Source organism: Nocardia niigatensis NBRC 100131 (genome assembly GCF_000308655.1).
Classification (GTDB): domain Bacteria; phylum Actinomycetota; class Actinomycetes; order Mycobacteriales; family Mycobacteriaceae; genus Nocardia; species Nocardia niigatensis.
Map to the genome: position 1 here is coordinate 79,611 of NZ_BAGC01000048.1, position 24,122 is coordinate 103,732.

The following is a 24,122-nucleotide window of genomic DNA, read 5'->3' on the forward strand; positions in this document are numbered from 1 at the left end:
GGGGGCGTGAGTACACAGGGAGCATCTGCAGTCGGCCTAGCCACCATCACCGTCAACGGCACAGTCCTGGACACCTGGTACCCGTATCCCAGCCTCGGGACCTTCTCCGCGGACGAGGTCGGCACGGTCCGGCTGGACGCCTCCGATCCGGAATTCGCGAAGCTCGCCGCCTCGGCCGGTCCGGACGAGGACCGCCGGGTCGAGATCGTGGTGGTGCGCACCGTGATCGCCGATCTGGACGCCGCGCCGATCGACACCCACGACGTATACCTACGGCTGCACCTGCTCTCGCACCGGCTGGTCCGTCCGCACGGCGTGAATCTGGACGGGCAGTTCGGCCTGCTCGCCAATGTGGTGTGGACCAACTACGGGCCGTGCTCGGGCGAGGAGTTCGAGCTCACCCGCACGAAGCTGCGCGCCCGCGGCCCGGTGACCGTGTACGGCGTGGACAAGTTCCCGCGCATGGTCGACTACGTGCTGCCGTCGGGCGTGCGCATCGCCGACGCCGACCGCGTGCGCCTGGGCGCGCACCTGGCCTCCGGCACCACGGTCATGCACGAGGGCTTCGTCAACTTCAATGCCGGCACGCTCGGCAATTCCATGGTGGAGGGCCGGATCTCGGCCGGTGTCGTGGTCGGCGACGGCTCCGATGTCGGCGGCGGCGCGTCCATCATGGGCACCCTGTCCGGCGGCGGCAAGCAGGTCATCTCGCTCGGCGAACGCTGCCTGCTCGGCGCGAACTCGGGCCTGGGCATCTCGCTCGGCGACGACTGCGTGGTGGAGGCGGGCCTGTACATCACCGCAGGCACCAAGGTCGCGCTGCCGGACGGCCAGATCATGAAAGCCGGTGAGCTGTCGGGCAAGTCGAACCTGCTGTTCATCCGCAACTCGGTGACCGGCGCGGTCGAGGTCCGGCCTCGCAAAGGCACCGGCATCGAGCTGAACGCGGAACTGCACGCCAACGACTGATCCTGAGCACGCGAAAACCCCTGTCGACTGCGAGCGACAGGGGTTTTCGTCATTTCGCGCTCAGTGGTACAGGCCGCACCAGGGCGCCGCGGAACCGTCCATGACGGGGAACGGAATGGCGCCGGAGTTGCACTGGCCCGAGCCGGTCTGGAAGGCCTTGATCAGGTTCGACGAGCCGGTGGGCGACGGGTCGAACGAGCCGGTGCCGGTGGGTCCGGTGTTCACCGAACCGGTGAAGCTGGGGCCGCCGGCGATCTGCTCGGTGGGCTGCGCGGGGGTGAGGGGCAGCGCGTCGGCGGCCGCCACGGCGGCGGGGGCGAGTAGGCCGGCGAAGACCGCGGTAGCCGCGACGGTGGTGCGCAGAGGGAGGTGCATCGGGCGAATCTCCTTGGGATCTTTGATCTTTCGATTCCAGAAACTAGATGTTCGCGCTCGGGCCCGACGAGACCCCGAAAACTCCGGCACCGGAACTCAGGTGTCAGATGCCGAAGGCGATGACACGTTCGGGTGTGATGCGGATCAGCTCCGGGGACAGCCCCGGATACCACGGTTCCGCGTCCCGCACGGCTTGTGCGGTGCCGCGGATTTCGAGGCACCGCACCGTCCACGGGTCGACCGAGGGCACGTCGTCGACGACGAAGGCGACCCGCTCCTCCTTCAGGAGATTGCGGAACTTCTGGCTGGCGCCCAGGTCCCGGCCGCCGATGTCGATGGTGCCCAGGGCCGCGTTCCAGCGGAAGCCCACCGGATTGTTCTGCGGTGAGCCGTCGGGGCGGATGGTGGCCAGCCGCCCCAGTCGCTGGCTGTTCAGGTACTCGATCTCGGCAGGCGACAGTGATGCGGTCATGCCGGTCACGCTATGACCTCGAGTGCACTCGAGGTCAAGACAGCAGTTTCTTCTGAACCTTGCCCATGGCATTGCGCGGCAGGCCGTCCACCACCCGGACCTCACGCGGCCGCTTGTGCGCCGAAAGTTCGCCCGCCACATGGGCGATGAGCTCGTCGGCGATCGAGTCGCCCGCCCCGTCACGGAGCACGACGTAGGCGACGATGCGCTGGCCCAGATCGTCGTCCGGGACGCCGACGACCGCGGCCTCGGCCACGGCCGGATGCCCCAGCAGCGCGGTCTCGATCTCGCCCGCGCCGATGCGGTAGCCGCCCGACTTGATGAGGTCCACCGATTCCCGGCCCACGATGCGGTGGAAGCCGTCGGCGTCGATCACCGCCACGTCGCCGGTCTTGAACCAGCCGTCGCCGGTGAAGTGCTCGGCGGTGACCTCGGGCTTGTTCAGATAGCCGTCGAAGAGCATGGGGCCGCGCACCTGGAGTCCGCCGACGCTCTCCCCATCGTGCGGTACCGGATCGCCGGCCTCGTCGCGCAGGCGGGTCTCGACGCCCGCGACCGGGATGCCGACCCAGCCCGGGCGGCGTTCACCGTCGGGCCGGGTGGAGAGGGTGATCATGGTTTCGCTCATGCCGTAGCGCTCGATCGGGGCGTGACCGGTGAGCTCGGCGAGCCGTTCGAACACCGGCACGGGCAGCGGCGCGCTGCCGGAGATCAGGATCCGCGCCTTCACCAATTCCCGTGCGGCGTCGGGGTCTTCGGCGATCCGGGACCACACGGTCGGCACGCCGAAGTACATGCTGCCGTGCGCGTCGGCGTACGCCTTCGGGGTGGGCTTGCCGGTGTGGATCAGCGGGCTGCCCGCCCGCAGCGGGCCCAGCACGCCGAGGATCAGGCCGTGCACGTGGAACAGCGGAAGACCGTGCACCAGCACGTCTTTCGAGGTCCAGCCCCAGGCCTGGATCAGTGCGTCCAGACCCGCCGCGATGGCGTCGCGGCTGAGCATCACACCCTTGGGCGCGCCGGTGGTGCCCGAGGTGTAGAGGATGAAAGCCGTTGCCTTACCGGCGGGTTCGGCGTATCGATGCCAGGAGCGCGCGTGCTTGCGCACCGGGATGACCGGCAGGTCGGAGTCCGCGGGCGCATTGCCCAGCCAGGCCTGGGCGCCCGAGTCCCGCAGGATGTGCGCCAGTTCCGCGCTGCCGGAGTCCGGCGGCACCGGCACCACGGTCACGCCCGCGATCAGGCAACCCACCACGGCCAGCACGGTGACGACGGTCGGTTCGGCCAGCACGGCCACCCGGCGCGCCTGGGCGACCCGTTCGGCGACGGAGGTGGCCGCACCGAGCAGATCACTGCGCGACAACGTCTCCCCGTCGATGGTGACGGCATCCGGGATATCGGCTCCGGCGGCGATGGCGGCCGGGTTCAGCGAGCTCAGCAACAGCGGCGACACGGGCCCACGCTACCGGAGCCGCGCTCGGCAACGAATCGCTTGCGAAGCCGCCCAGTCGGTTGACAGGTAACCCGAGTGGGTAAGACAGTTTCTGTATAACCTTCTCACCAGAGGATGTGGTCAACGATGACCAGGCCGCTTCACGACCGTGTCGAATCCGCAGCCCCCACACCGGAGATCGATGTCCGCCGCTACCTCGACGGCGCGGCCGGCTTCTTCGGCGCCGCGGCGAACGTGATCATGCAACTCTCCAACCCACCGGTCGGCTACGGCGTGGTGGAGAGCCCGGTGGAATCCGGGAACGTCATGATCCATCCCTTCAAACGGCTGCGCACCACCCTCACCTACCTGGCCGTCGCCCTGCTGGGCACCGAGGCGGACCGCGCGGCCTACCGGGAGGCCGTCGACTCCGTGCACAAGCACGTCCGGTCCCGCGCGGACAGCACCGTCAAATACAACGCCTTCGATCCCCGGTTGCAGCTGTGGGTCGCGGCCTGCCTGTACTGGGGCGCGCGCGATCTCTACGAGCGCATGCACGGGCCGATGGACGAGTACGACGCCGAAGCCTTCTACCTCTACGCCGCCCGGCTCGGCACCACCCTGCAGGTGCGCCCGGACATGTGGCCCGCCGACCGCGCCGCCTTCGACCGCTACTGGGACGAGAACCTCGCACGGACCCGTATCGACCCCAAGATCAAGGCGTACTTCGAGGACCTCATCGACCTGAAGATGCTGCCCCGCCCGTTCCAGCCGGCCTTCGGCGGCGTGCACCGCTTCTTCGTGACCGGTCTGCTGCCGCAACATCTCCGGGACGAGATGGGCATGACCTGGACGCCGCGCCAGGATCGCGCGCTGGCCCGGATGATGCGACTGGCCGGTGCGGCGGAGTCGGTGGTGCCGGCGCCGCTGCGTGCCTTCCCGCTCAACGTCTATCTCACGGATATGCGGTTGCGCCGGAAGCTGGGGCTGCGGCTGGTGTGAAAGCCGTTGCCGGTCAGACGATCCGGAAGCCGGGGACGATGTGGTCGCGGGCGAACTGCCGCAGCGCGTCGGGATCGTCGAGCGGGATGACCGTCTGCGGAGTCAGCGCCAGTGACAGCGCGGCGCGGGCGATCATCTCGGCCAGCGGCAGCGGATCGTACTGCGGCAGTTTGCCTTCCGCCTGCAGCCGGGCCATGAACTCGGCCAGGTAGTCGCGGCCCAGTTCGATGACCGGCGCGCCCTGCACGGTCAGATACGGCAGCACGATCTCGGGTTCGGTCTTGAGCAGCCGGCCCAGCAGCTGGTTGCCGCGCAGGCCCTCGATGAAGGCCACGAAAAGCGCGATGATCTGGTCCTCGGCGCTCTCGTCACGTTCGATCGGCCCCTGCACGGCGGCGTCGACCTCGTCGACGAGTTGGCGGGCCTGCCGTAGCCCGACGGCCTGGATGAGATCGTTCTTGCCGGCGAAGCGTCGGTACAGCGTGGCCAGGGACAGGCCGCCGCGGCGGGCGACCTCGACCATGCTCGTGCGTTTGATACCGAAGTCCAGGAAGGCCATGAGCGCGGCGTCGAGGACTTTGGCCTGGTTGTGATCCTCGGGGCCGGATCCACGCACGAGCGGCAGCAGTTTGGCCAGTTTGGCCATGGTCCGGGCCCTTTCCAGTCGCAAAGAAACGGTGAGGCACTAATCTTCGCACATTGACACGACCACCCCACGGTGAGAAGGTGAGGACAAATATTTCTCACACTCTCCTCATGGGTGAGGAGTGACGACGAGGAGCCGTGTCAACGATGACCGCACCCCTGCGCAAGTTCGACGAGTTCCCCTCGGCCTACGAGCCGATGACCCCCGAATCCGTGCGTGAGCACATCGACGGTGTCGCGGCCTTCCTCGGCGGCGCTGCCAATGTCGTGATGCAGCTGTCGCTGAAGCCGGTCGCCTACGGCGTCATGGAAAGCGACGTCGACAGCGGCAAGGTGACGCTGCACCCGTTCAAGCGGCTGCGCACCACCCTCACCTATCTCGCGGTCGCACTGCTCGGCGATGACGACGACCGCCGCGACTATCGCGAAGCCGTGAACCGGTCGCACCGCAGCATCCACTCCAAGCCCGGCAGCGCGGTCAAGTACAACGCCTTCGACCCCACGCTGCAGCTGTGGGTGGCGGCCTGCCTCTACTGGGGCGTCGACGACCTCTACCACCGCCTGCGCGGCCCCATGGAACCCGAACTGGCGGAAGCTTTTTACCAGTACTGCGCCCGTCTGGGCACCACCCTGCAGATGCGCCCCGAAATGTGGCCCGCCACCCGAGACGACTTCTACGTCTACTGGGAGGAGAACCTCGCCACCAAGTCCATCGACGCCCCCACCCGCAAATACTTCAACGACCTCACCGACCTCAAAATGCTCCCCTGGCCCCTGCAGTTCGCCTTCGGCGGCCTCCACCGCTTCACCGTCACCGCCCTGCTCCCCCAGCACCTCCGCGACGAAATGTCCATGACCTGGTCCGCGCGAGACGAGCGAATCTTCACCACCCTGCTCCGCCTCATCTCATCGGTCTGGACCCACCTCCCCACCCCGCTCCGGCTCTTCCCCTACAACTTCTATCTGGCCGACATGCGCCTCCGCCGCCGCCTCGGCCGTCCTCTGGTCTGAGCCGCAACGGCTTTCAGCCGCGGTCGGCCAGCGCGCGGAGGAAGAACGCCACATTGGCGGGGCGTTCGGCCAGCCGGCGCATGAGGTAGCCGTACCACTGGGTGCCGTAGGGGATGTAGACGCGGAGGGCGTGACCTTCGGCGACGAGGCGGCGTTGTTCGGCGTCTCGGATGCCGTAGAGCATCTGGAATTCGAAATCGCCGGGGGTGCGGTTGTTTTCGGCGGCGAGGATGTGGGCGGCAGTGATCATCGCGGGGTCGTGGGTGGCGATCATGGGGTACCAGGCGGTGCGGAGGAGGACGTCCAGGCAGCGGAGGTAGGAGGCGTCCACCTCGGCTCGGCGCCGATAGGCGACCGTGGGTGGTTCCTGGTAGGCGCCCTTGCAGAGGCGGACCCGGGTGCCGTCGGCGGCCAGGTCGCGGGCGCGGTCTTCGGCCTGGCGGAGGTAGGTCTGGAGAGCTACTGCCAGCCAGGGGAATTCGATGCGGGCCTGACGGACTGCCTGCAGGGTATCGGCGGTGGTGGTGTGGTCCTCGGCGTCGACGGTCACCCAGACGTGGCGTTCGGCGGCCTTGGCGCACAGCTTGTGCAGATTCTCCGCCGCGATGGCGGGGCCGTCCTGGCCCAGGGACCGACCGAGGGCGGACAGTTTGAGCGAGACCTCGACGCGGGGGATGTCGGAGTTCCCGCCGGGCACGATCCGGTCGGCCTCGGCGAGGTCGTCGATGAGCGAAAGATATTCCGCCACCGCGGCATTGGCTTGGGTGTGGTCGGTAGTGTACTCACCGAGGAAGTCGACGCTCACCGAACGGCCGGTGGCCAGCAGTTCCCGTGCCACGGGTACCAGCTCGGCGCGGGTCTCCCCGGCCACGAAGCGCCGGACCACCGCGGCGGTGACCGGCACCCGGGTGATCGCCTGCTTCATCCGCGCCGATCCGGCCGCGGCGAGGATCGCGGGCCGCAGCGGGTTCATCGCGCCTCCATATGGGGGTAGCGGTAATCGGTTGGCGGAACGAAGGTTTCCTTCAGGGCACGGGGCGCGACCCAGCGGAGCAGATTGAGGTAGGAGCCGGCCTTGTCGTCGGTGCCGGAGTTGCGGGCCCCGCCGAAGGGCTGCTGACCGACGACCGCGCCGGTGGGCTTGTCGTTGATATAGAAGTTGCCGGCGGCGAATCGCAGTGCTTCAGAAGCGGATTCGACGGCCTTGCGGTCGCGGGCGAAGATCGCGCCGGTGAGGGCATAGGGCGAGGTTCCGTCCACGACCTCCAGGATCTCGGCGAACGAGTCGGGGACGCTGTCGTCGTAGACGTACACCGACAGGATGGGCCCGAAGTACTCGGTGGCGAAGGCCTCGTCGCCGGGATCGTCGCCCAGCAGCACGGTCGGCCGGACGAACCAGCCCTCACTGTCGTCGTAGCCGCCGCCCGCGGCGACCGCGGAACCCCGGTCCTTCGCCTTCATGATGGCGGCCACGCACTTGTCGTAGGCGCGGTCATCGATTACGGCCCCACCGAAATTCGACAGATCGGCGACATCGCCGTAGGTCAGCGAGTCCACCTCGGCCAGGAAGTCCTGTCCCATCCGCTGCCATACCGACCTGGCGACATAGGCGCGCGACGCGGCCGAGCACTTCTGCCCCTGATACTCGTAGGCCCCGCGAATCATGGCTGTACGCAGCGCATCCGGATCGGCGGACGGGTGGGCGAGGATGAAATCCTTCCCGCCCGTCTCCCCCACCAGCCGCGGATACCCGTGGTAGTGGCCGATATTCGAGCCGACGCTCTGCCACAGGTACCGGAAGGTGCGAGTGGAACCGGTGAAATGGATCCCCGCCAGCCGCGGGTCGGTCAACGCCACCTCCGACAGCTGCGCCCCGTCCCCGGTCACCATATTGATGACCCCGGGCGGCAACCCCGCCTCCTCCAGCAGCTTCAACGTGAAGTACGCCGAAAGTGTCTGCGCCGGTGCGGGCTTCCAGATCACCGTATTGCCCATGAGCGCGGGCGCGGTGGGCAGGTTCCCGGCGATGGCGGTGAAGTTGAACGGTGTGATGGCGTAGACGAAGCCCTCCAGGGGCCGGTAGTCCATCCGATTCCACACGCCCGCCGCGGATTCCGGCTGGTCCGCGAGAATCTGCCGGGCGAACGCGACATTGAATCGCCAGAAATCGACCAGTTCGCAGGGTGCGTCGATTTCGGCCTGCTGCACCGTTTTCGACTGTCCGATCATGGTGGCGGCCGCCACGGTCTCCCGCCAGGGCCCGGCCAGCAGATCGGCGGCCCGCAGCAGGATGGCGGCCCGCTCCTCGAAGGGCATGGCCCGCCAGCCGGGCGCCGCGGCCGTCGCCGCCGCGATGGCGGCGCGGGCTTCGTCGTGAGTGGTGTTGGAGTAGGTCCCGAGCACATGGCGATGCCGGTGCGGCATCACGATATTGTGCCGTTCCCCGCCACCCGGCTGATGCTTGCCGCCGATGACCAGCGGCACCATGGTGACTTCGGCGGAGATTTCGGCGAGCCGGCCGGCCAGCAGCTCGCGTTCGCGGCTGCCGGGGGCATAGGAGTGCACCGGTTCATTGCCAGGAGTAGGGACAACCGTGACAGCGTCCATACCCAAGGCTAGCCCGCCTCGCCGCATATTCAGCGGACGGCTGAGCGGCGTTTACCGCCGGCAACCCGTGCCGGCGGTAAACGCCGAACCTATTGCGGACGTCCCCGGTGAGTTACCCGCACCTGGCGAAACCGGTCGTCACGTTCGGATTCAGTGGAAATCCTGCGCGATGATCGTCTCGATATTGCGCTCCGCCAAGGCCGTGATGGTGACGAACGGGTTGACGGTGGTGAGGCCCGGAATCAGCGAGCCGTCGATGACGTACAGACCCGGGTACTGGGTGAGCCGCCCGTAGTTGTCGGTGGACACGTTCAGCACGCAGCCGCCGAGCGGGTGGTAGGCGAAATCATCACCCCAGGTCTTGTATTCGCCGAACAGGTCGGTCCGGTAGATGGTGCCTTCCTTGCTGTTGATCTTGTCGAAGATCCGCTTGGCACAGTCGATGCTGGGCTGGTTCCAGGCGGTCTGCCAGTTCAGGTCCACGCCGCCGGATCCCGAGTTGTAGGTGAAGGTGCCGCGATTGGGGTTCTTGGTGATGGCGAGGTACAGGCTGGCGAAGGTCTCGATGCCGGCCGGGAAGGGCGACACCTCAGCGAAGGCCGGACCGCCGCTGTCGGCCCAGTTGTCGATGCCGACGCACGGGATACAGGACTGCAGGCTGCCGGTAGCGTCCCAGGCCTGGTTCTGCCGGGCCACCATCACATTGCCGTTGTTGCCCCAGCCGGCGCCGATCGAGTCCGGCAGATTGGGCAGCTTGCCGGTGGCCTTCTGCGTAACCAGCAGCTTGCTGGTGCCGACACTACCGGCGGCGAAGAAGACCTTTTGCGCCGTAACGGTTTTCGCCTTGACGGTGTTGCCGCTGGTGTCGATCTGGTTCATCGACACCGAGTAGCCGCCGCCATTGGCCGGCGCCACGGTGGTGACCGCGTGCTGCGGCACGATGGTCACCTTGCCGGTGCCTGACGCTGCCGCCAGATAGGTCTTGTCCAGCGAGTTCTTCCCGTAGTTGTTGCCGTAGATGACCTCGGCGTTGAGCGCCGACCGCGGGGCGGTGCTGGCCTGTTCCTGCTTCATGTAGTTGAAGTCGTAGACGTTCGGCACGAAGGTGTACGCGAACCCGGACCGCTGCGCCTGCTTGATGCCGACCCGCGCGAACTGATAGCAGTCCGCGCCCTGGAACCAGGTCTGGTCGATGTTGTTGACCTTGAGCGCGGCATTGGCGCGCGGGTAGTAGGTGCTGTACATCGAGCCGGCGTCCACCGACGGCAGGATGCTCGCGAAGTTCTCCTGCTTTGGCGTCACCGCCATACCGCCGTTGACCAGCGAGCCACCGCCCACGCCGCGGCCCTGGTAGATCCGGATCCCGCTGAACTGCTCGGAATCCAGCACGCCGGTGTAGCTGGAGATGGACTTGTTGTAGGGCGCGCCCATGAAGTGGTTGACCGGCTGGTCGGTCTCGGTGCGCAGCCAGAACGACCGGCCGTCCGGGTTGAGCATGTTGCAGAAGACCTTGCCGTCGGACCCGGGCTGGGTCCAGGACATGCCCTTCTCGACCATGATCACGTTCTGCCCGGCCTGCGCGAGCCGCAGCGCCGCGACCGCCCCGCCGTAGCCGGTGCCGATGACCAGGATGGGCATCGTGTCACCGTCATTGATCGATCCGGTGGGTAGGGCGCGAGCCAGAGGCGCTTTCGGTAGTAGCGCAGCCGCCCCCAAAATGACACCTGTTGCAGCTAGGAACCCGCGGCGGCTGACATTGCTGCCATAGACACTCTTACCGGGGGTTTCATAAGACAGACCACGCACTGAAAGACTCCTCATCGAGTTGCGATGAGAACCTGTTATAGAGGTAGTGAAGAGAACGTGTGTCAGTTTTGGGCAAAATTAGGGAGGCGACAACCGATTTCGTGAGATGGGGGTGACTCCCCGGGGACGGCCAGAATAGGGTTGGCTCCCAATCACCGGCACGAGTTGCCAGCAGTGAACGGCTCTCGGCCACCCGCTGAAGATGCGGGGAGGCGGAACCGTGAGACAGAACTGCGACCCTGACGGGACTCGAACCCGCGACCTCCGCCGTGACAGGGCGGCGCGCTAACCAACTGCGCCACAGGGCCATGCAAATCGCTTGGCCACCAGGCCTTGCAACGTCGTAGACGCTATCACGGGCCCGGCGGTAACGGGAAATCAGCTGGTCAGGCGATCAGCCGCAGCGGTGATGCGCTCGTCCGTGGCGGTAAGGGCAATGCGCACATGCTGATTCCCGCGCGGGCCGTAGAACTCGCCCGGCGCCGCCAGGATGCCGCGCTCGGCCAGCCAATCCAGGGTCGTGCGGCATTCCTCACCGCGGGTCGACCACAGGTACAGACCCGCCTCGGAGTCGTCGATCCGGAATCCCGCGCGCTGCAGCGCATCTCGCAGCATGACCCGCCGCGCCCGATAGCGGTCCTTTTGCTGAACCTCGTGCGCGTCATCGCTGAGGGCCGCGGTCATGGCCGCCTGAATCGGGAAGGGCAGCATCATGCCGGAGTGCTTGCGCACCTCCAGCAACTCCGCCACGAGTGCCGGATCACCGGTCACGAAACCGGCCCGGTAGCTCGCCAGATTCGAGGTCTTGGACAGCGAGTGGATGGCCAGCAGGCCGGTGTGGTCGCCGTCGGACACCTCGGGGTCGAGGATCGATACCGCGCGGCCCTCCCAGGCCAGGCCCAGGTAGCACTCGTCGGAGGCGACGATCGCGCCACGCTCGCGCGCGAACTGCACCACCTTGCGCAGGTGCTCGACGCCCAGCACCTTGCCGGTCGGATTGGACGGCGAGTTGAGGAAGATCAGCGCGGGCCGCTCGGGTCCCAGCTGCGTGGTGCCGTCGGCGCGCACGTAGCGGGTGCCGGCGAGCAGCGCGCCCACCTCGTAGGTCGGGTAGGCGATCTCGGGAATGACGACCAGGTCCTGCGATCCCAGGCCGAGCAGCCGCGGCAGCCCGGCGATGAGCTCCTTGGTGCCGATGGCCGGCAGCACCGCCGCCGGGTCCACCCCCGTGATACCGAAGCGCCGCTTCAGCGCCGCGACAACGGCTTCCCGCAATTCGGGCGTGCCGTGCGTGGTCGGGTAGCCGGGCACCTCCGCGACCGACGAGAGCGCCGTCCGGATCAGCGGATCCACCGGATCGACGGGCGTCCCGACCGAGAGGTCGACGATGCCGTCCGGGTGCGAAGCGGCCTTCGCCTTCACGGAAGCGATGGTGTCCCAGGGGAAATCGGGCAGCAGAGCGCTGACCCGGCCACGCGCGGTCAAGGCTCGTCCTACTCGCTCGCCATCGGCGGCAGCGCGGCGATGAACGGCGGGTCGTAGTCGACCTTGCCGACCTTGGTGGCGCCGCCCGGCGAACCCAGGTCGTCGAAGAAGTCGACGTTGGCGTTGACATAACCGGCCCACTGATCCGGGGTGTCGTCTTCGTAGAAGATGGCTTCCACCGGGCAGACCGGTTCACATGCACCACAGTCCACGCACTCGTCCGGTTGGATGTACAGCATGCGGCCGCCCTCGTAGATGCAGTCCACGGGGCATTCCTCGATGCACGCCTTGTCCTTCACGTCAACGCACGGTTCAGCGATGATGTACGGCACTGCCGTTCTCCTAGTCTGTCCTCACCTACGGGATACTCCGCCCGGCCAAACCCTATCCCGGCCAGCCAACATTACTACCGCACAGGCTGTCCTAATTTCCGCCCTCCGCTTCGCCGCGGGCGGGGTTCGCGCCCCGGTTACCTCGGCCTTCCCTCCTCCGCTCCTCCGCTTCGCTCCCCCGCTCCGTCGGTCCAGACCGAGGCGGGCGCGAACACTGTGTGAATGCGGTGGTGAGGCGGCTCATCCGAGCGCGAGCGAGCCTATCGGCGAGCGATACGCCGGCACACCGTAGGTGGTGGTGCGCTGCCGAACCGGACGGCCGATGCCCGACGCGATCTCCGTCAGTTCCTCGACCGTCTTCGCCGATCCGTGTTCGGAACCGGCCATGCGAGAGATCGTCTCCTCCATCAGCGTGCCGCCGAGATCGTTGGCACCGCCGTTCAACATTAGCCGGGTTCCCTTGATACCGAGTTTCACCCAGCTGGTCTGAATATTGTCGATCCGGCCGTGCAGCATGATCCGGGCCAGCGCGTGCGCGGCCCGATTCTCGCGCACGGTCGGGCCGGGGCGGGAGGCGCCCGCCAGGTAGAGCGGGGCGCTCTGGTGCACGAACGGCAGCAGCACGAATTCGGTGAAACCGCCGGTCTCGTCCTGGATTCCGCGCAGCACCCGCAGGTGGCCCACCCAGTGCTTCGGATTGTCCACGTGCCCGTACATCATGGTCGAGCTGGAGCGCAGGCCCAGCCGGTGCGCGGTGGTGACCACATCGACCCAGGCCGAGGCGGGCAGCTTGCCCTTGGTCAGCACCCAGCGCACCTCGTCGTCCAGGATCTCGGCGGCGGTGCCCGGAATGCTGTCCAGCCCGGCCTCTTTCAGCGCCGACAGCCAGTCGTGCACCGACTGGCCGCCGCGCGAGGCGCCATTGACGATCTCCATCGGGCTGAAGGCGTGCACGTGCATGCCGGGGACGCGAGTCTTGATGGCGCGCACCAGATCCGCGTAACCGGTGACGGGCAGTTCCGGATCGATGCCGCCCTGCATGCAGATCTCGGTCGCGCCCTCGACCCACGCCTCCCAGGCGCGGTCGGCGACCTCGGCGGGGCTCAGGCTGAAGGCGTCGGCGTCACCCTTGCGCTGCGCGAACGCGCAGAAGCGGCAGCCGGTGTAGCAGATATTGGTGAAGTTGATGTTCCGGTTGACGATGTAGGTGACCTCGTCGCCCACGGTGTCGCGGCGCAGCTGGTCGGCCAGCGCGGTCACGGCCTCCAGGGCCGGGCCGTCGGCGGCGGCCAGGGCCAGGTACTGGTCGTCGGACAGACCCGCGGGATCCTGCTCGGCGGCGCGCAGGGCGGCCATCACCTCGGCGTCGAGGCGCTCCGGGGCCGAAGCGGCCAGTTCGAGCACCTGCTCGCGGACGCTCTCCCAGTCACCGAAGGCTCCCAGCGAATCATCGGCAATACCTGCGTCGCTGCGGGATTCGGTGCGGCGGCCCTCGGTGTCGATCGCGGTGTTCAGGTCGATGCGGCCGGCCGATTCCCAATCCTGGTCGGGCTCCTGCCAGGGCAGCCCGGACGGCTTCACGTCGGCGGCCAGGCCGGTCTCCGGATCTCGCAGCGCGGCAACATGTTCGGCGATCCGCGGATCGATCCACGGATGGCCCGCCAGGACATACTTCGGATGGGCGGTGATGCGCTCGGTGAGCACGTATCCGCAGTCCGCGGTGATCTGCGCGAGGGTCTCCAGATTCGGCCACGGCCGTTCGGGATTCACATGGTCGGGGGTCAGCGGCGAGACGCCGCCCCAGTCGTCGATACCGGCCGCCAGCAGCGCCCGGCACTCCTCCAGCGACACCAGGTTCGGCGGGGCCTGAATGCGCATCTTCGGGCCCATCAGCAGCCGGGTCACGGCGATGGCGGCCCGGAACTCCTCCAGCCCGGCGTCCGGGGTGTGGCGCATGGCGGTGTTCTGCTTGGCCAGGAAGTTCTGCACGATGACTTCCTGGATATGCCCGAAAGCCTTGTGCACCTTGCGAATCGCGAGGATGGATTCAGCCCGCTCGACCACCGTCTCCCCGATGCCCACCAGGATGCCGGTGGTGAACGGCACTGACAGGCGACCGGCGTCGGTCAGCGCCCGCAGCCGCACCGCCGGGTCCTTGTCCGGCGAACCGTAGTGCGCCTGACCGGGTTCGGTGAACAGGCGCGTCGAGGTGGTCTCCAGCATCATGCCCATGGACGGGGACACCGGCTTGAGCCGCGACAGCTCCTCCCAGCTCATCACGCCCGGGTTCAGGTGCGGCAGCAGGCCGGTCTCCTCCAGCACGCGAATCGCCATGGCGCGCACGTAATCCAGGGTGGAGTCGTAACCGCGCTCGTCGAGCCACTGCCGGGCCTCGGGCCAGCGCTCCTCCGGGCGGTCTCCGAGGGTGAAAAGGGCTTCCTTGCACCCGAGTTCGGCGCCCTGGCGGGCGACCTCGAGAATCTCGTCCGGCTCCATGTACATGCCCCTGCCCTGCGCGCGCAGTTTGCCGGGCACGGTGACGAACGTGCAGTAGTGGCAGCGGTCGCGACACAGGTGCGTGATGGGGATGAACACCTTGCGCGAGTAGGTGATCGGCAGCGTCTCACCCGCGTACCCGGACTCCCGCAGCCCCGCGTCGCGCACCCGCGCGGCCGACCCGCAGAGATCTTCCAGATCGGCGCCGCGGGCCTGCAGCAGCACCACGGCCTCGTCGAGATTGAGCGTCGCGCCGTCCCGAGCGCGGCGCAGCGCGCGGCGCAGGGCAGACGACGAGGGAGCCGCGGAATCGGCGGGCACAGCGGAACCCGTGGGCATGACCGAACTGCCGGCAGCACTCGGCGGCAGGGTCGGGTTCGGTAGATCCGTCACGGTCTCGATCATGCGCCATCCATCCGGCTGGTCCGACTCGGGTGCCATGGAACGGGCCAACCTGCCACCCAGGTCCGGTATTCCGTTCCGCCTCCGCGAATCCCGGGAAATACGAATAATCGCATCGTTGGTTCCATATATTCAAATTTCAGTCCCGATGAAATAGCCTCGCGGGCGTCCGCTTCGCTGAGGAAGAGGGAGAGATCGTGCTCGCGAAAATCCGCCGCGCGGCCGTCGTCGCCGGCGTGGGCGCCACCGCCCTGCTGACCATCGCCACCAGCACCGCGTCCGCATTCGGACCGGTGCCGCCTGCCAACCCTTACCTGGGACCGGTCGGCACCGCGACCATGCACGGCGACGCCGAGGCCTCCGACACCACGCCCCTCCCCGGTGTCGGGACTGGCGGCGTCAATGCCGACTTCCACGAGGAGGGCGCGGCCTGCCCGACCATCCTGCAGGGCGCGGACGGCTTCCCCCAGGCGTTGTGCACGAAGATCACCGATCGCGCGCCGGAAGTGCTGCTGCTGGACCCCGGCAACGGCAACACCCTCGCGCGCCTCGACCTCACCAAGGGCAGCCTGCTCGGCGGGGTCTACGCCTACCTCGACAACCACGACCAGATGGTCACCGTGGACGGCTCGGGCAACCTGCTGCGCATCGGGCACCAGCGCGGCTCCGACGGCTCCTGGTCGCTGTCGATCGCCGCCAAAATCGATGTGACACAGGCGGTCACCGGCCACTGCGGCGGCGGCACCTGCGACGCCGTCAGCTCGGTGTCCCCCGATTACCAGGGCCGGGTGTGGTTCGCCACCGACAGCGCCGCCGCCGGCTTCGTCGCCACCGACGGCACCGCCCACTCGATCGTGCTCGCGCCCGGCGAGAACGTGGCCAACAGCATCGCCACCGCACCCCAGGGCATGGCCGTCGCCACCGACCACGCGCTCTACCTGCTGAACGTGGACGGCAGCGGCAATCCGCAGATCGTCTGGCGGCAGGCCTACGACCGCGGCCCGGCCCGCAAGCCCGGCCAATTGAGCTGGGGCACCGGCGCGACGCCGACCTTCTTCGGCCCCGGCGACGGCACCGAATACCTGGCCATCACCGACAACGCGGCCACCAAGGAGAACCTGCTCGTCTTCGACACCGGCACCGGCCGGCAGGTCTGCTCCGTGCCCGCCATCGACGGCACCGAGAACTCCCCCATCGGCTCGGGCAACAGCGTGTTCGTGGCCAGCACCTACGGCTACCCCTACCCGGCGCTGCCGCCCAACGCCGGCACCAGCCAGCCCGCCAGCGCACCGATCTCGGGCGGCATGACCCGTATCGACGTCACCGGCTCCGGCTGCACCGTGATCTGGACCAACACCGTGCCCTCCTCGGCGGTGCCCCGACTGTCCGTGGCGGACGGCAAGATCTACACCTTCACCCGGCACTCGCTGCTCGGCAGCGGCAGCGGCGCCCTCGGCAGCGGCAGCAGCAGCGGCAGCAGTGGTCTGGGCAGCGGCAGCGCGGGGGTGACCGACAACTACAGCTTCACGGTGATCGACGCGAACACCGGCAAGGTCGACACCGAGCAGTTCGTCGGCGCGACCACGGTGAACGACACCCTCGAAATGGTCGGCACCATCGCACCCGGCCGAATCCAGTACCAGGGCACCACGACCGGGCTCTACCGCATCACGCCACGCTGATCGTCAGACGGCACATGCAATGTGGTTTCGTGACAACTGATCTCGTGAGGCGAGGGTAACTCGCCGGGTACCACCAGAATGGTTTCGGCGCTCAACCGCCGGCACGGGTTTCCAGCCGTGAACGGCTCCCAGCCGCCCGCTGAAGATCCGGAGAGGCGGTACCGAGAGGCGGTACTGTGCCAGCATGTCCCAGCCCCTCGCCCCCGGCGGCATCCTCGCCGACCCGTCGCGGCGTCCCAGCCCACGCGCCAAACTGCTGTGGGCGCTGAGCGCCGCGCTGTCGTGGGTGGTGCCGATACTCGGGGTGGGGATCTGGGCGCTGTTCGACACGCACCGGCGTGGCGTGCAGGCACTGGTATTCGGAATCGTGCTGCTGACAGCGATATTCAGCATCGTGGCCATCCCGCTGTGGCGGTACGCCGTGCACCGGTGGGAGATCACCGACGAGGCCGTCTACACCCGCACCGGCTGGTTCACCCAGGAGAGCCGGGTCGCGCCCATCACCCGCGTGCAGACCGTCGACACCTACCGCGGACCCCTGGAGCGACTGCTCGGACTGGCCACCGTCACCGTCACCACCGCCTCCTCCGCCGGGGCCGTCCACATCAGCGCGCTCGCCCTGGCCGACGCCCGCGACACCGTCGCCCAGCTCACCGCCATCGCCGCACAGCACCGGGGGGACGCCACATGAGCCGGCCGCCGCAAGAGCCCGAGGAATTCACGGATTCCTCCCCGACAGAGGCGCTTTCACCGATCACCGCGCTCTCGGGGCCGGGGACGCCCCTCGGTCCGGACGCCCAGGGCTGGCAGCGACTCGACAAACGCATGCTGCTGGTCCACCCGGTCACCGAGCTCATCCGCTTCATCCCGGTTCTGATCGCCACCCTGGTCGCGGGCGCGAGCAGCGACAATCCCCGCTGGAGCCTCGCCGTGGTGGCGATCATCGTCGCCTTCGCGCTCACCCGCTGGTTCACCACCACCTACCGCATCACCCCCGACAATGTGGAACTGCGTACCGGACTCGTTCAGCGCAAACGACTCTCGGTGCCGCGCAACCGGGTGCGCTCGGTGGACGTGCAGGCCGACCTGCTGCACCGGGTCCTCGGACTGGCGGTGCTGTCCATCGGTACCGGGCAGCACGCGGAGAAGCGGGAGCAGTTCAAACTGGACTCGCTGGACGCCAAGCTGGTGCCGCAACTGCGGCTGGCACTGCTGGCGCACACCGGTGCCGGATCGGAAGCCGCCGACTCCCGGACGGCGACATCGGATTCCGGCACACCGGCGGCGAGCCACGGTCACCCGGCCGTGGAAATCGCGCACTGGCAACCGGATTGGGTGCGCTACGCCCCGCTCTCGCTGACCGGCTTCGCCATCATCGCACCGGTCGTGGGTCTGGCCTTCCAGTACGGATTCGCCCAGCTCTTCCTGAAATCCGGCACGGTCCAGGATGTCGGCCACCGCGGCTCGGCGGTCATCGCCGGCGTGATCGCACTGCTCGTCGTGATTCTCGTGGTGGTGGTCAGCCTCGCCGCGTGCGCACGCTACCTGATGACCTGGTTCGGGCTGAACGTCCTGGACGACGGCAAAACCCTGACCATCCGCCACGGACTGCTCACCACCCGCCAGACCACGCTCGACCTGGCCCGCCTGCGCGGCGCGACCGTCAACGAGCCACTGCTGCTGCGGCTGGCCGGGGCGGCCGAACTCGAAGCCATCATGACCGGGACCAGCCCGCGCCAGAAGATCCTGCCGCAGGCGCCCCGCACCGCCGTCCATCGCACTCTCACGCATCTGCTGGGCGCTGCGGCCGGCGCGCCCTCGGCAGGCGACGCGGCCGGTGTGCCCCCGACGGGCGAAGCCGCCTCCGCGACAACCGATCCCGAAAAACTCGCGACGATGGATACGGTCCATCTCCCGAAGGTGGATCAGAAATCCCTTTCCGCACCGGGCAACTCGGCGGCTCCGGACCAGCCGGCCCCCGCGCTGGTCACCGTCCCGCTGCGTCCCCACGGCCCGGCCGCCCACCGCCGCCGCTACACCCGCACTCTGGGCCCGCTCGCGGTCATCGCGGCGGTTCTGCTCAGCGTTTCCCTTGCGGGAGGCCATATCCCGACCTGGATGTGGATCGCCCTCGCCCTCGCCACCCCCATCGCCGCCGCTCTCGCCTGGGACCGCTACCGCGGTCTCGGCCACGCCGTTCTGCCTGCCGCCGAAGGCAAACCGGCCTGGCTCATCACCCGCCGGGGCTGCCTCGACCGCGACCGCGATTGCCTGGAAGCTCCCGGCGTCATCGGATGGACCGTCCGCCAGACCTTCTTCCAGCGCCGTGCGGGTGTGGCCACCGTGGTCGCGGCCTCGGCGGCGGGCAAGAAGCGCTACCGCGTCATCGATCTGCCGCTCGATCAGGCCTGGTCGCTCATCGAGGCCGTCACCCCCGGTCAGCTCGGCACACCCGTCCCGCGCTGAGCGCGGCACGACCCGCGGCGGATCGAATAATCCACGGCCGGGCCATGATTCGCGGGTCAGCCGAGGACCGGGTAGTTGGAGCGGATCACACCCTGCGGGTCGCGGTCCCGCTTGACGGCGCGCAGGCGATCCAGGGTGGCCGCGTCGAAGGCGGCCGCCGCCGACTCGCCGGGCGCCAGGAAGGTGAACGGCTTCTTGCCCGTCACCAGCGAGCCGAACTCCGCCACCAGCGCACTCGTCTTGGCGTGCACCGCATCTCGCAGCTGCGGCAGGCCGAGGCCGAGCGTCGACACCAGGTATTCGTCGGACAGCGCACCGCGCGCACCCGCCGCCGGGCGGGCCAACGCACCGCCGAGGTGACGGACCTGGACGCTGACGAGGGGGGCCAGGCCTTCACCGAGGATGATCTTCTCCGACTCCGGCGACAGGTCCGCCAGCAGCTCGCCACGCGTGATGGCCGGGCTGGGATCGGTCGGCTCGGTAGTGATGGCGCCCAGGTCGGCGGTCGACATGGCGGCACGGGTGTCGGCGACCGCGCCACCGAGACCGTCCAGCGCGGACACCAGCGCCCGGCCCTCCGCCGGGTCTCCCAGGTACGCCAGGTCCAGGGCCACCATCTCCGGAGCCTGCGGGAACCGGAAGCGGCTGAACCACACCGACAGCGCGTCGGGCGCCCCGGAGGTCAACGCGCGGAACGCATCCCATACCTCGGGCAGCCGCTCGGCGGACCAGGTGATGCGGCCGCCGTACAGGCCGGGAGCGGGGAAGAGCTCGAATTCGAGACCGGTCACGACGGCGAAATCGCCACCGCCACCGGACAGGGCCCAGAACAGGTCCGGATCACTGTCCGCCGTCACCCGGCCCGGATTGCCCTCGGCGTCCACGATCTCGAAGGCGCGCACCGCATCCGACGCCCAGCCGTGCCGGCGGCCGAACCAGCTCTTGCCGCCGCCCAGCGTGTAGCCGGTCACCCCGACCACCGGATTGCTGCCCGCCAGGCCGGTCAGCCCGTGCTCGGCCGCGGCCGCCTGGACGGCGCCCCACCGGACGCCCGCGCCGATCCGCGCGACCCGGGCCAGCGGATCGATCTCCAACCGGCGCAACGATCCGGTGCGCAGCAGGATCGCGTCCTCGACGCCGCCGGCCGCGCCGTGGCCCGTCGGCTGGGTCACCACCGGGCGGCCCGCGGCCCGCGCGTAGCGCACCACCGCGGCGACATCCTCGGTGTCGGCGGCCTCGGCCACCGCGGCCACCGGCTGTGTCACGGCGAGGCTCCACGGCCGCGCGACCGTGTCGAAGCCCGGGTCACCGGACTCCAGGACGCGGCCCCGGACGGTGTTGCGCAGTTCGTCGAATCCCATCGTCGTCCCTCGTTCCTGATCGTGATTTCGAATCACCAGGGTGACGAGACAGACCCGCGAAGTGTGACTCCGCGGCGGAAGGATATGACCGCGGTCACATTCCGGTCGTGACGAGACGGGCGGTCGCCCGGTAATAGAGGTACATGCCGGCAGGCAGCAATCCGCAGATGAGCAGCAGCATGGTCGGCCAATCGCCCATGAGCAGCGCGTACCCGCTCGGGCTGAAACCCGCGCAGATCAGGAAACCAAGCGTCCACACCAGAATCGGCAGGGCCATCACGCCGATCCGCTTGCTGATCACACCCATCCCCATCACCAGCAGCACGTTCACCACCGCGGCGGCCAGCGCCGTGAGCGGCACCGGAATCGCGCCGTCGGTCATGCCCGAGGCCAGCGTGCTCGCGGCCATCACCGGCGTCGGCTCCGGCATGTTCGCCCGGCCGGCGTAGATCGGCAGGAACAGCACCTCGAACCCGAGCGTGATCACCGCGTCGGTCAGCAGCAGCGTGCCGATCATCGCGGTGAGCACCCCGCGCAGCGGTCCCACCACCGATACCGCATCGCCCGCGCGGGCGTCGGCCGTCACCGTCACGGCACCGGCGGGAATCCGAGCAGGGTCAGCAGCTGACTCTGCATGTCCACGAAGCCGTAGAGCACGGAGAGATACAGCTGGTGCTGCCACTCGAAGTAGGGGCGCTGACTCTCGACGAACGCCGCGATCGCGTTCTGGAGATCCCAGTTGTACATAGCCTCAGTCTCTCATTCCAGCCCGGCGAGAAGATCATGTTCGCGGCCGTCGGGTCCGACCGGGCCGCGCTCGCCACGCACCAGAATGTAGTGCTCCTCCGGCAGCACCGGCTGGGCCACACCGTTCGACAGCGCGAACTCCCGGCCCGACGGGGCCACCGTCACCTGGGTGGCGTGCGCCCGCAGCGCCGCGCGCTTGGCGGACAGCACCTCCGACACGTCCACCGTGGTGGTCACGGATTCTGCGGGGACACAGGCCAATTCACCCGTGTGCGGCAGTCGCCAGCCGCGCGGCAGGGCGCCCGGCAGCTGATCCACCGTGCGCCGCTTCAACGCCTCCGTGTGCATGGCGAGCACCGCGCGGTCGGTGACCGTCCAGTACATCTTCGGGACCGTCCAGCCCCAATCCGAGGCCGCGTCGATGGCCGCCATGGTGATCTCGTGCGCGCGAATGTGATCCGGATGCCCGTAGCCGCCGCGCGGGTCGTAGCCGATCACCACCCGCGGACGCAGCTCCAGGATCACCTGCACCAGCGCGTCGGTCGCGGCGGTCCCGGAGTTCACGAAGGCGCGGGGATTGCGCGCCGACGGCGTCCCGGCCATGCCGGAATCCCGCCAGCGACCCGCCCCGCCCAGGAAGTGCGGCACCCCGGCATCCAATTCGGCCAGCGCCCGGGTCAATTCGAGAATGCGATAACCGCCCAGCTGATCGGCCTGCCCGGCCACCAGATGCGCGTAGTCATCGCCGACGACCTCGCCCTCCTCGCCGAGCGTGCAGGTCACCACGGTGACCGGAAGGCCGCGCTTGCGATAGTGGGCGATGGTGCCGCCGGTGGTGATGGACTCGTCGTCCGGATGCGCGTGCACCAGCAGCAGGCCGTGCCGCGACGCATCGAGAGGATTCAAGGCAACCTCCGCCAGTTGGCGGCATCACCGAAGATGCCGGTCTGGATGGCGCCACTCAGCGAAGCCCCGTCCACACGCGGGCCCGCCGCCGCCACCTGGGTGTCCTGCACGATCGGCAGCACCGTCGCCAGCTCCCACAGCTTCGGCTCGGTCTCACCGATCACCTTGCCGACGTCGATGCCACGCAGGGCGGCGTCGATACCGGGCTGCAGGGCCGGATCGCAGACGCCGGACACGTTCGAGGGCGACTTCTTGGCCCCGTCCGCGACCGTGGTGTCGGCGGTGTCACCGGGCGGCGCCACCGGCGTGCACCCGTAGCGCGACGCCAGCACCGTAGCCGGATCCTCGCCGGTCCGCTCCCAGCCGACCACCGCGTCGATCCCGACGTCGGTCAGCTCCTTGCCGTACAGCTGCGCGGCCGTGACGCTGCGCACGATGACATCGATTCCGGCACTGCGCAATTGGTCGGCGGCGGTATTGGCCACCGCCAGTGTGGTGGTGTCACCGTCCACCGCGCCGATCCGCACGGTCAACGACTTGCCGTTCTTGGCCAGCGACCGCGGCTGCGGGGCAGGCGAGGTCGCCGACTGGGCGGCCGGCGTCTCCGCGGCCCGCGCGAACCCGGCCTCGGCCAGCAGACCGAACGCCTCCTCCTGGCTCATCCGCCGCGGCTCGGTGGCCACATAGCCCGGATCCGACGGCGAAAGCACCTGCGCCCGAGCCGGTTCCACCCAGCTGCCGGTCTGCGCGCCGACCGTCGCCAGCAGCACCGGATCCAGCAGCGCCAGCACCGCGCGCCGCACCCGCACATCGGCCAGATCGCCGCTGCGGCCGTTCAACGCCAGCTGCATCTCCCGCGACTGCGGCATGGTCGCCGTGCGCACCGACGGGATCGCCGCCAGCTGCGCCTGCAACGCCACCCCGCCGTGCACCAGCGCCATCTGCGCGTCCCCGACACGCAGCGACTCGGCCACCTGCGCGGGAGTTCCACCGCGCCGCAACAGAATCTGATCCGGCACCGCGGGCTGACCCCAGTACCGGTCATTGCGTTCCAGCAGGATCTCCTCGCGACCCCGGTCGGCCTGCTTGATGCGGAACTGCCCGCCGGAGATCCGGATGGTGTCGATCAGGCCCTGCTCGAAACCCGAGTCCTTGATCAGATGCTGCGGCAGCAGATCCGAGAACAGTTGCCGCCAGGCCGGATACGGCTGCGTCATGGTGACCGTCACCGTCTTGCCGCCCGCCGACGAACTGATATCCGAGATCAGCCGGTAGCCCGCGGGATCCACCGTGCCCGGCTGCGTGATCATCTGTTGCCAGAGGTATTTGAAGTCCTCGGCCGCGATGGGCGCACCGTCGGACCAGGACGCCTCGTTCTTGATCTGGTAGGTGATGGTGAACGGCTCCTGCACCGTCACATCCGCCGACACCATGAGCGCCGGATCCAGACTCCAGTCGGTGCCGCCCGGCACACCCGGCGTCGGACCCGGCCGGAACGGGCTCGGCAGCACCATCGACGCGACCGCCGCCGTCGCCGGCGACTGCTGCGACCGCAGATGCGGATTGAACCCGATCCCGATGTCGTCCACCGCCACCACGACCGAGTTCTTCCCCGGCTTGGCGGGCTGAGTCTTCGGACTGTCCGTGGATTCGATGGGCGGCGGCGGATTCGCCGTGCAGCCGGTCGCGACCGTCAGAAGGGTCGCTACCAACACCAGCACCGCGCGCCACGATGCGCGCATCCTGGCCCCTGTTCTCACCTTCGGCACCTTACTGGATTCACCTTCCACGGCCCTACCACCGATGCCACCGCCGTGCCCCGCACTCGATCGCAGAACCCCGGTCCCCCACCGAGCACTACGGCGCTCGACACCCGCCCAAGGCTCGCGGCCCGCCCCGGTCTGGACTGACCGGAGCGGGGCAGCG

21 protein-coding genes and 1 tRNA gene are annotated in these 24,122 nt (G+C 68.6%); 6 read left to right on the forward strand and 16 right to left on the reverse strand.

The genetic code is table 11. From position 1 onward, the window contains the following. Positions 1-6: 6 nt before the first annotated feature. Positions 7-969: a 2,3,4,5-tetrahydropyridine-2,6-dicarboxylate N-succinyltransferase gene (gene dapD / locus ON33_RS23230; protein ID WP_040861163.1), complete on the forward strand. Its 963-nt coding sequence runs from the start codon at positions 7-9 to the stop codon at positions 967-969. 60 nt (positions 970-1,029) lie between these two features. On the opposite strand, the gene ON33_RS23235 is transcribed toward dapD, so the two are convergent. The 3 genes from ON33_RS23235 to ON33_RS23245 form a co-directional block, all read right to left on the reverse strand. Further along, on the reverse strand, positions 1,030-1,344 hold the full coding sequence (locus ON33_RS23235; RefSeq protein WP_040861164.1) for a hypothetical protein: 315 nt from the start codon (positions 1,342-1,344) through the stop codon (positions 1,030-1,032). A gap of 103 nt (positions 1,345-1,447) precedes the next feature. Continuing rightward, positions 1,448-1,816, reverse strand: coding sequence for a PPOX class F420-dependent oxidoreductase (locus tag ON33_RS23240; RefSeq protein WP_040861225.1), 369 nt, complete (start codon positions 1,814-1,816; stop codon positions 1,448-1,450). Positions 1,817-1,850: 34 nt separating this feature from the next. Continuing rightward, complete coding sequence (locus ON33_RS23245; protein WP_040861226.1) at positions 1,851-3,260, reverse strand: acyl-CoA synthetase; 1,410 nt, start codon at positions 3,258-3,260, stop codon at positions 1,851-1,853. A gap of 135 nt (positions 3,261-3,395) precedes the next feature. Here ON33_RS23245 and ON33_RS23250 point away from each other — a divergent pair, with 135 nt between their 5' ends. Beyond that, positions 3,396-4,250 carry an oxygenase MpaB family protein gene (locus ON33_RS23250; RefSeq protein ID WP_040861165.1) on the forward strand — a complete coding sequence of 285 codons (855 nt, stop codon included), beginning with the start codon at positions 3,396-3,398 and terminating at the stop codon, positions 4,248-4,250. Between the two features lie 13 nt (positions 4,251-4,263). Here the strand turns inward: ON33_RS23250 and ON33_RS23255 are convergent, their stop codons facing one another. After that, entirely contained in the window at positions 4,264-4,896 is a 633-nt protein-coding gene (locus ON33_RS23255; protein WP_051152676.1) for a TetR/AcrR family transcriptional regulator, read from the reverse strand. 146 nt (positions 4,897-5,042) lie between these two features. On the opposite strand from ON33_RS23255, the gene ON33_RS23260 reads away from it, so the two are divergent. Further along, a complete protein-coding gene (locus tag ON33_RS23260) occupies positions 5,043-5,906 on the forward strand; it encodes an oxygenase MpaB family protein (RefSeq protein WP_040861166.1) in 864 nt (287 codons plus the stop codon). A gap of 13 nt (positions 5,907-5,919) precedes the next feature. Here the strand turns inward: ON33_RS23260 and ON33_RS23265 are convergent, their stop codons facing one another. From ON33_RS23265 to ON33_RS23295, 7 genes are all read right to left on the reverse strand, one after another. After that, positions 5,920-6,879, reverse strand: a complete 960-nt coding sequence (locus ON33_RS23265; RefSeq protein ID WP_040861167.1) for a proline dehydrogenase family protein — start codon at positions 6,877-6,879, stop codon at positions 5,920-5,922. Beyond that, the gene (gene pruA, locus ON33_RS23270; protein ID WP_040861168.1) at positions 6,876-8,513 is read right to left on the reverse strand and encodes an L-glutamate gamma-semialdehyde dehydrogenase; all 1,638 of its coding nucleotides are present in this window, start codon (positions 8,511-8,513) and stop codon (positions 6,876-6,878) included. Before pruA ends, ON33_RS23265 begins: the two co-directional genes overlap by 4 nt. Positions 8,514-8,663: 150 nt before the next feature. Continuing rightward, positions 8,664-10,151 (reverse strand): GMC oxidoreductase, encoded by a 1,488-nt coding sequence (locus ON33_RS23275; RefSeq protein WP_040861169.1) that lies wholly within the window; start codon positions 10,149-10,151, stop codon positions 8,664-8,666. 402 nt (positions 10,152-10,553) lie between these two features. After that, a tRNA-Asp gene (locus ON33_RS23280) sits at positions 10,554-10,627 on the reverse strand. 70 nt (positions 10,628-10,697) lie between these two features. Then, the gene (dapC, locus tag ON33_RS23285) at positions 10,698-11,804 is read right to left on the reverse strand and encodes a succinyldiaminopimelate transaminase (protein ID WP_040861170.1); all 1,107 of its coding nucleotides are present in this window, start codon (positions 11,802-11,804) and stop codon (positions 10,698-10,700) included. Positions 11,805-11,812: 8 nt separating this feature from the next. Further along, positions 11,813-12,136 carry a ferredoxin gene (gene fdxA / locus ON33_RS42845; protein WP_040812194.1) on the reverse strand — a complete coding sequence of 108 codons (324 nt, stop codon included), beginning with the start codon at positions 12,134-12,136 and terminating at the stop codon, positions 11,813-11,815. Between the two features lie 240 nt (positions 12,137-12,376). Further along, positions 12,377-15,037, reverse strand: coding sequence for a bifunctional FO biosynthesis protein CofGH (locus ON33_RS23295; protein WP_040861228.1), 2,661 nt, complete (start codon positions 15,035-15,037; stop codon positions 12,377-12,379). Between the two features lie 194 nt (positions 15,038-15,231). Here ON33_RS23295 and ON33_RS23300 point away from each other — a divergent pair, with 194 nt between their 5' ends. The 3 genes from ON33_RS23300 to ON33_RS23310 all read left to right on the forward strand — a co-directional run bounded on the left by ON33_RS23300 (position 15,232) and on the right by ON33_RS23310 (position 19,182). Further along, positions 15,232-16,716 carry a hypothetical protein gene (locus ON33_RS23300; protein WP_245550676.1) on the forward strand — a complete coding sequence of 495 codons (1,485 nt, stop codon included), beginning with the start codon at positions 15,232-15,234 and terminating at the stop codon, positions 16,714-16,716. A 184-nt stretch (positions 16,717-16,900) separates the two neighbouring features. After that, a complete protein-coding gene (locus ON33_RS23305) occupies positions 16,901-17,407 on the forward strand; it encodes a PH domain-containing protein (protein WP_040861171.1) in 507 nt (168 codons plus the stop codon). Then, a complete protein-coding gene (locus ON33_RS23310; RefSeq protein WP_083869220.1) occupies positions 17,404-19,182 on the forward strand; it encodes a PH domain-containing protein in 1,779 nt (592 codons plus the stop codon). Before ON33_RS23305 ends, ON33_RS23310 begins: the two co-directional genes overlap by 4 nt. A gap of 56 nt (positions 19,183-19,238) precedes the next feature. On the opposite strand, the gene ON33_RS23315 is transcribed toward ON33_RS23310, so the two are convergent. The 5 genes from ON33_RS23315 to ON33_RS23330 form a co-directional block, all read right to left on the reverse strand. Continuing rightward, positions 19,239-20,543, reverse strand: a complete 1,305-nt coding sequence (locus ON33_RS23315) for an FAD-binding oxidoreductase (protein WP_040861172.1) — start codon at positions 20,541-20,543, stop codon at positions 19,239-19,241. Positions 20,544-20,637: 94 nt separating this feature from the next. Continuing rightward, positions 20,638-21,135 carry a hypothetical protein gene (locus ON33_RS23320; protein WP_051152677.1) on the reverse strand — a complete coding sequence of 166 codons (498 nt, stop codon included), beginning with the start codon at positions 21,133-21,135 and terminating at the stop codon, positions 20,638-20,640. After that, positions 21,132-21,290, reverse strand: a complete 159-nt coding sequence (locus tag ON33_RS42320; RefSeq protein ID WP_169336837.1) for a hypothetical protein — start codon at positions 21,288-21,290, stop codon at positions 21,132-21,134. Before ON33_RS42320 ends, ON33_RS23320 begins: the two co-directional genes overlap by 4 nt. Before the next feature lie 12 nt (positions 21,291-21,302). After that, a complete protein-coding gene (gene mshB, locus ON33_RS23325; RefSeq protein WP_040861173.1) occupies positions 21,303-22,196 on the reverse strand; it encodes an N-acetyl-1-D-myo-inositol-2-amino-2-deoxy-alpha-D-glucopyranoside deacetylase in 894 nt (297 codons plus the stop codon). Next, on the reverse strand, positions 22,193-23,938 hold the full coding sequence (locus ON33_RS23330) for an ABC transporter family substrate-binding protein (protein WP_040861174.1): 1,746 nt from the start codon (positions 23,936-23,938) through the stop codon (positions 22,193-22,195). Before ON33_RS23330 ends, mshB begins: the two co-directional genes overlap by 4 nt. Between the last annotated feature and the right edge of the window lie 184 nt (positions 23,939-24,122).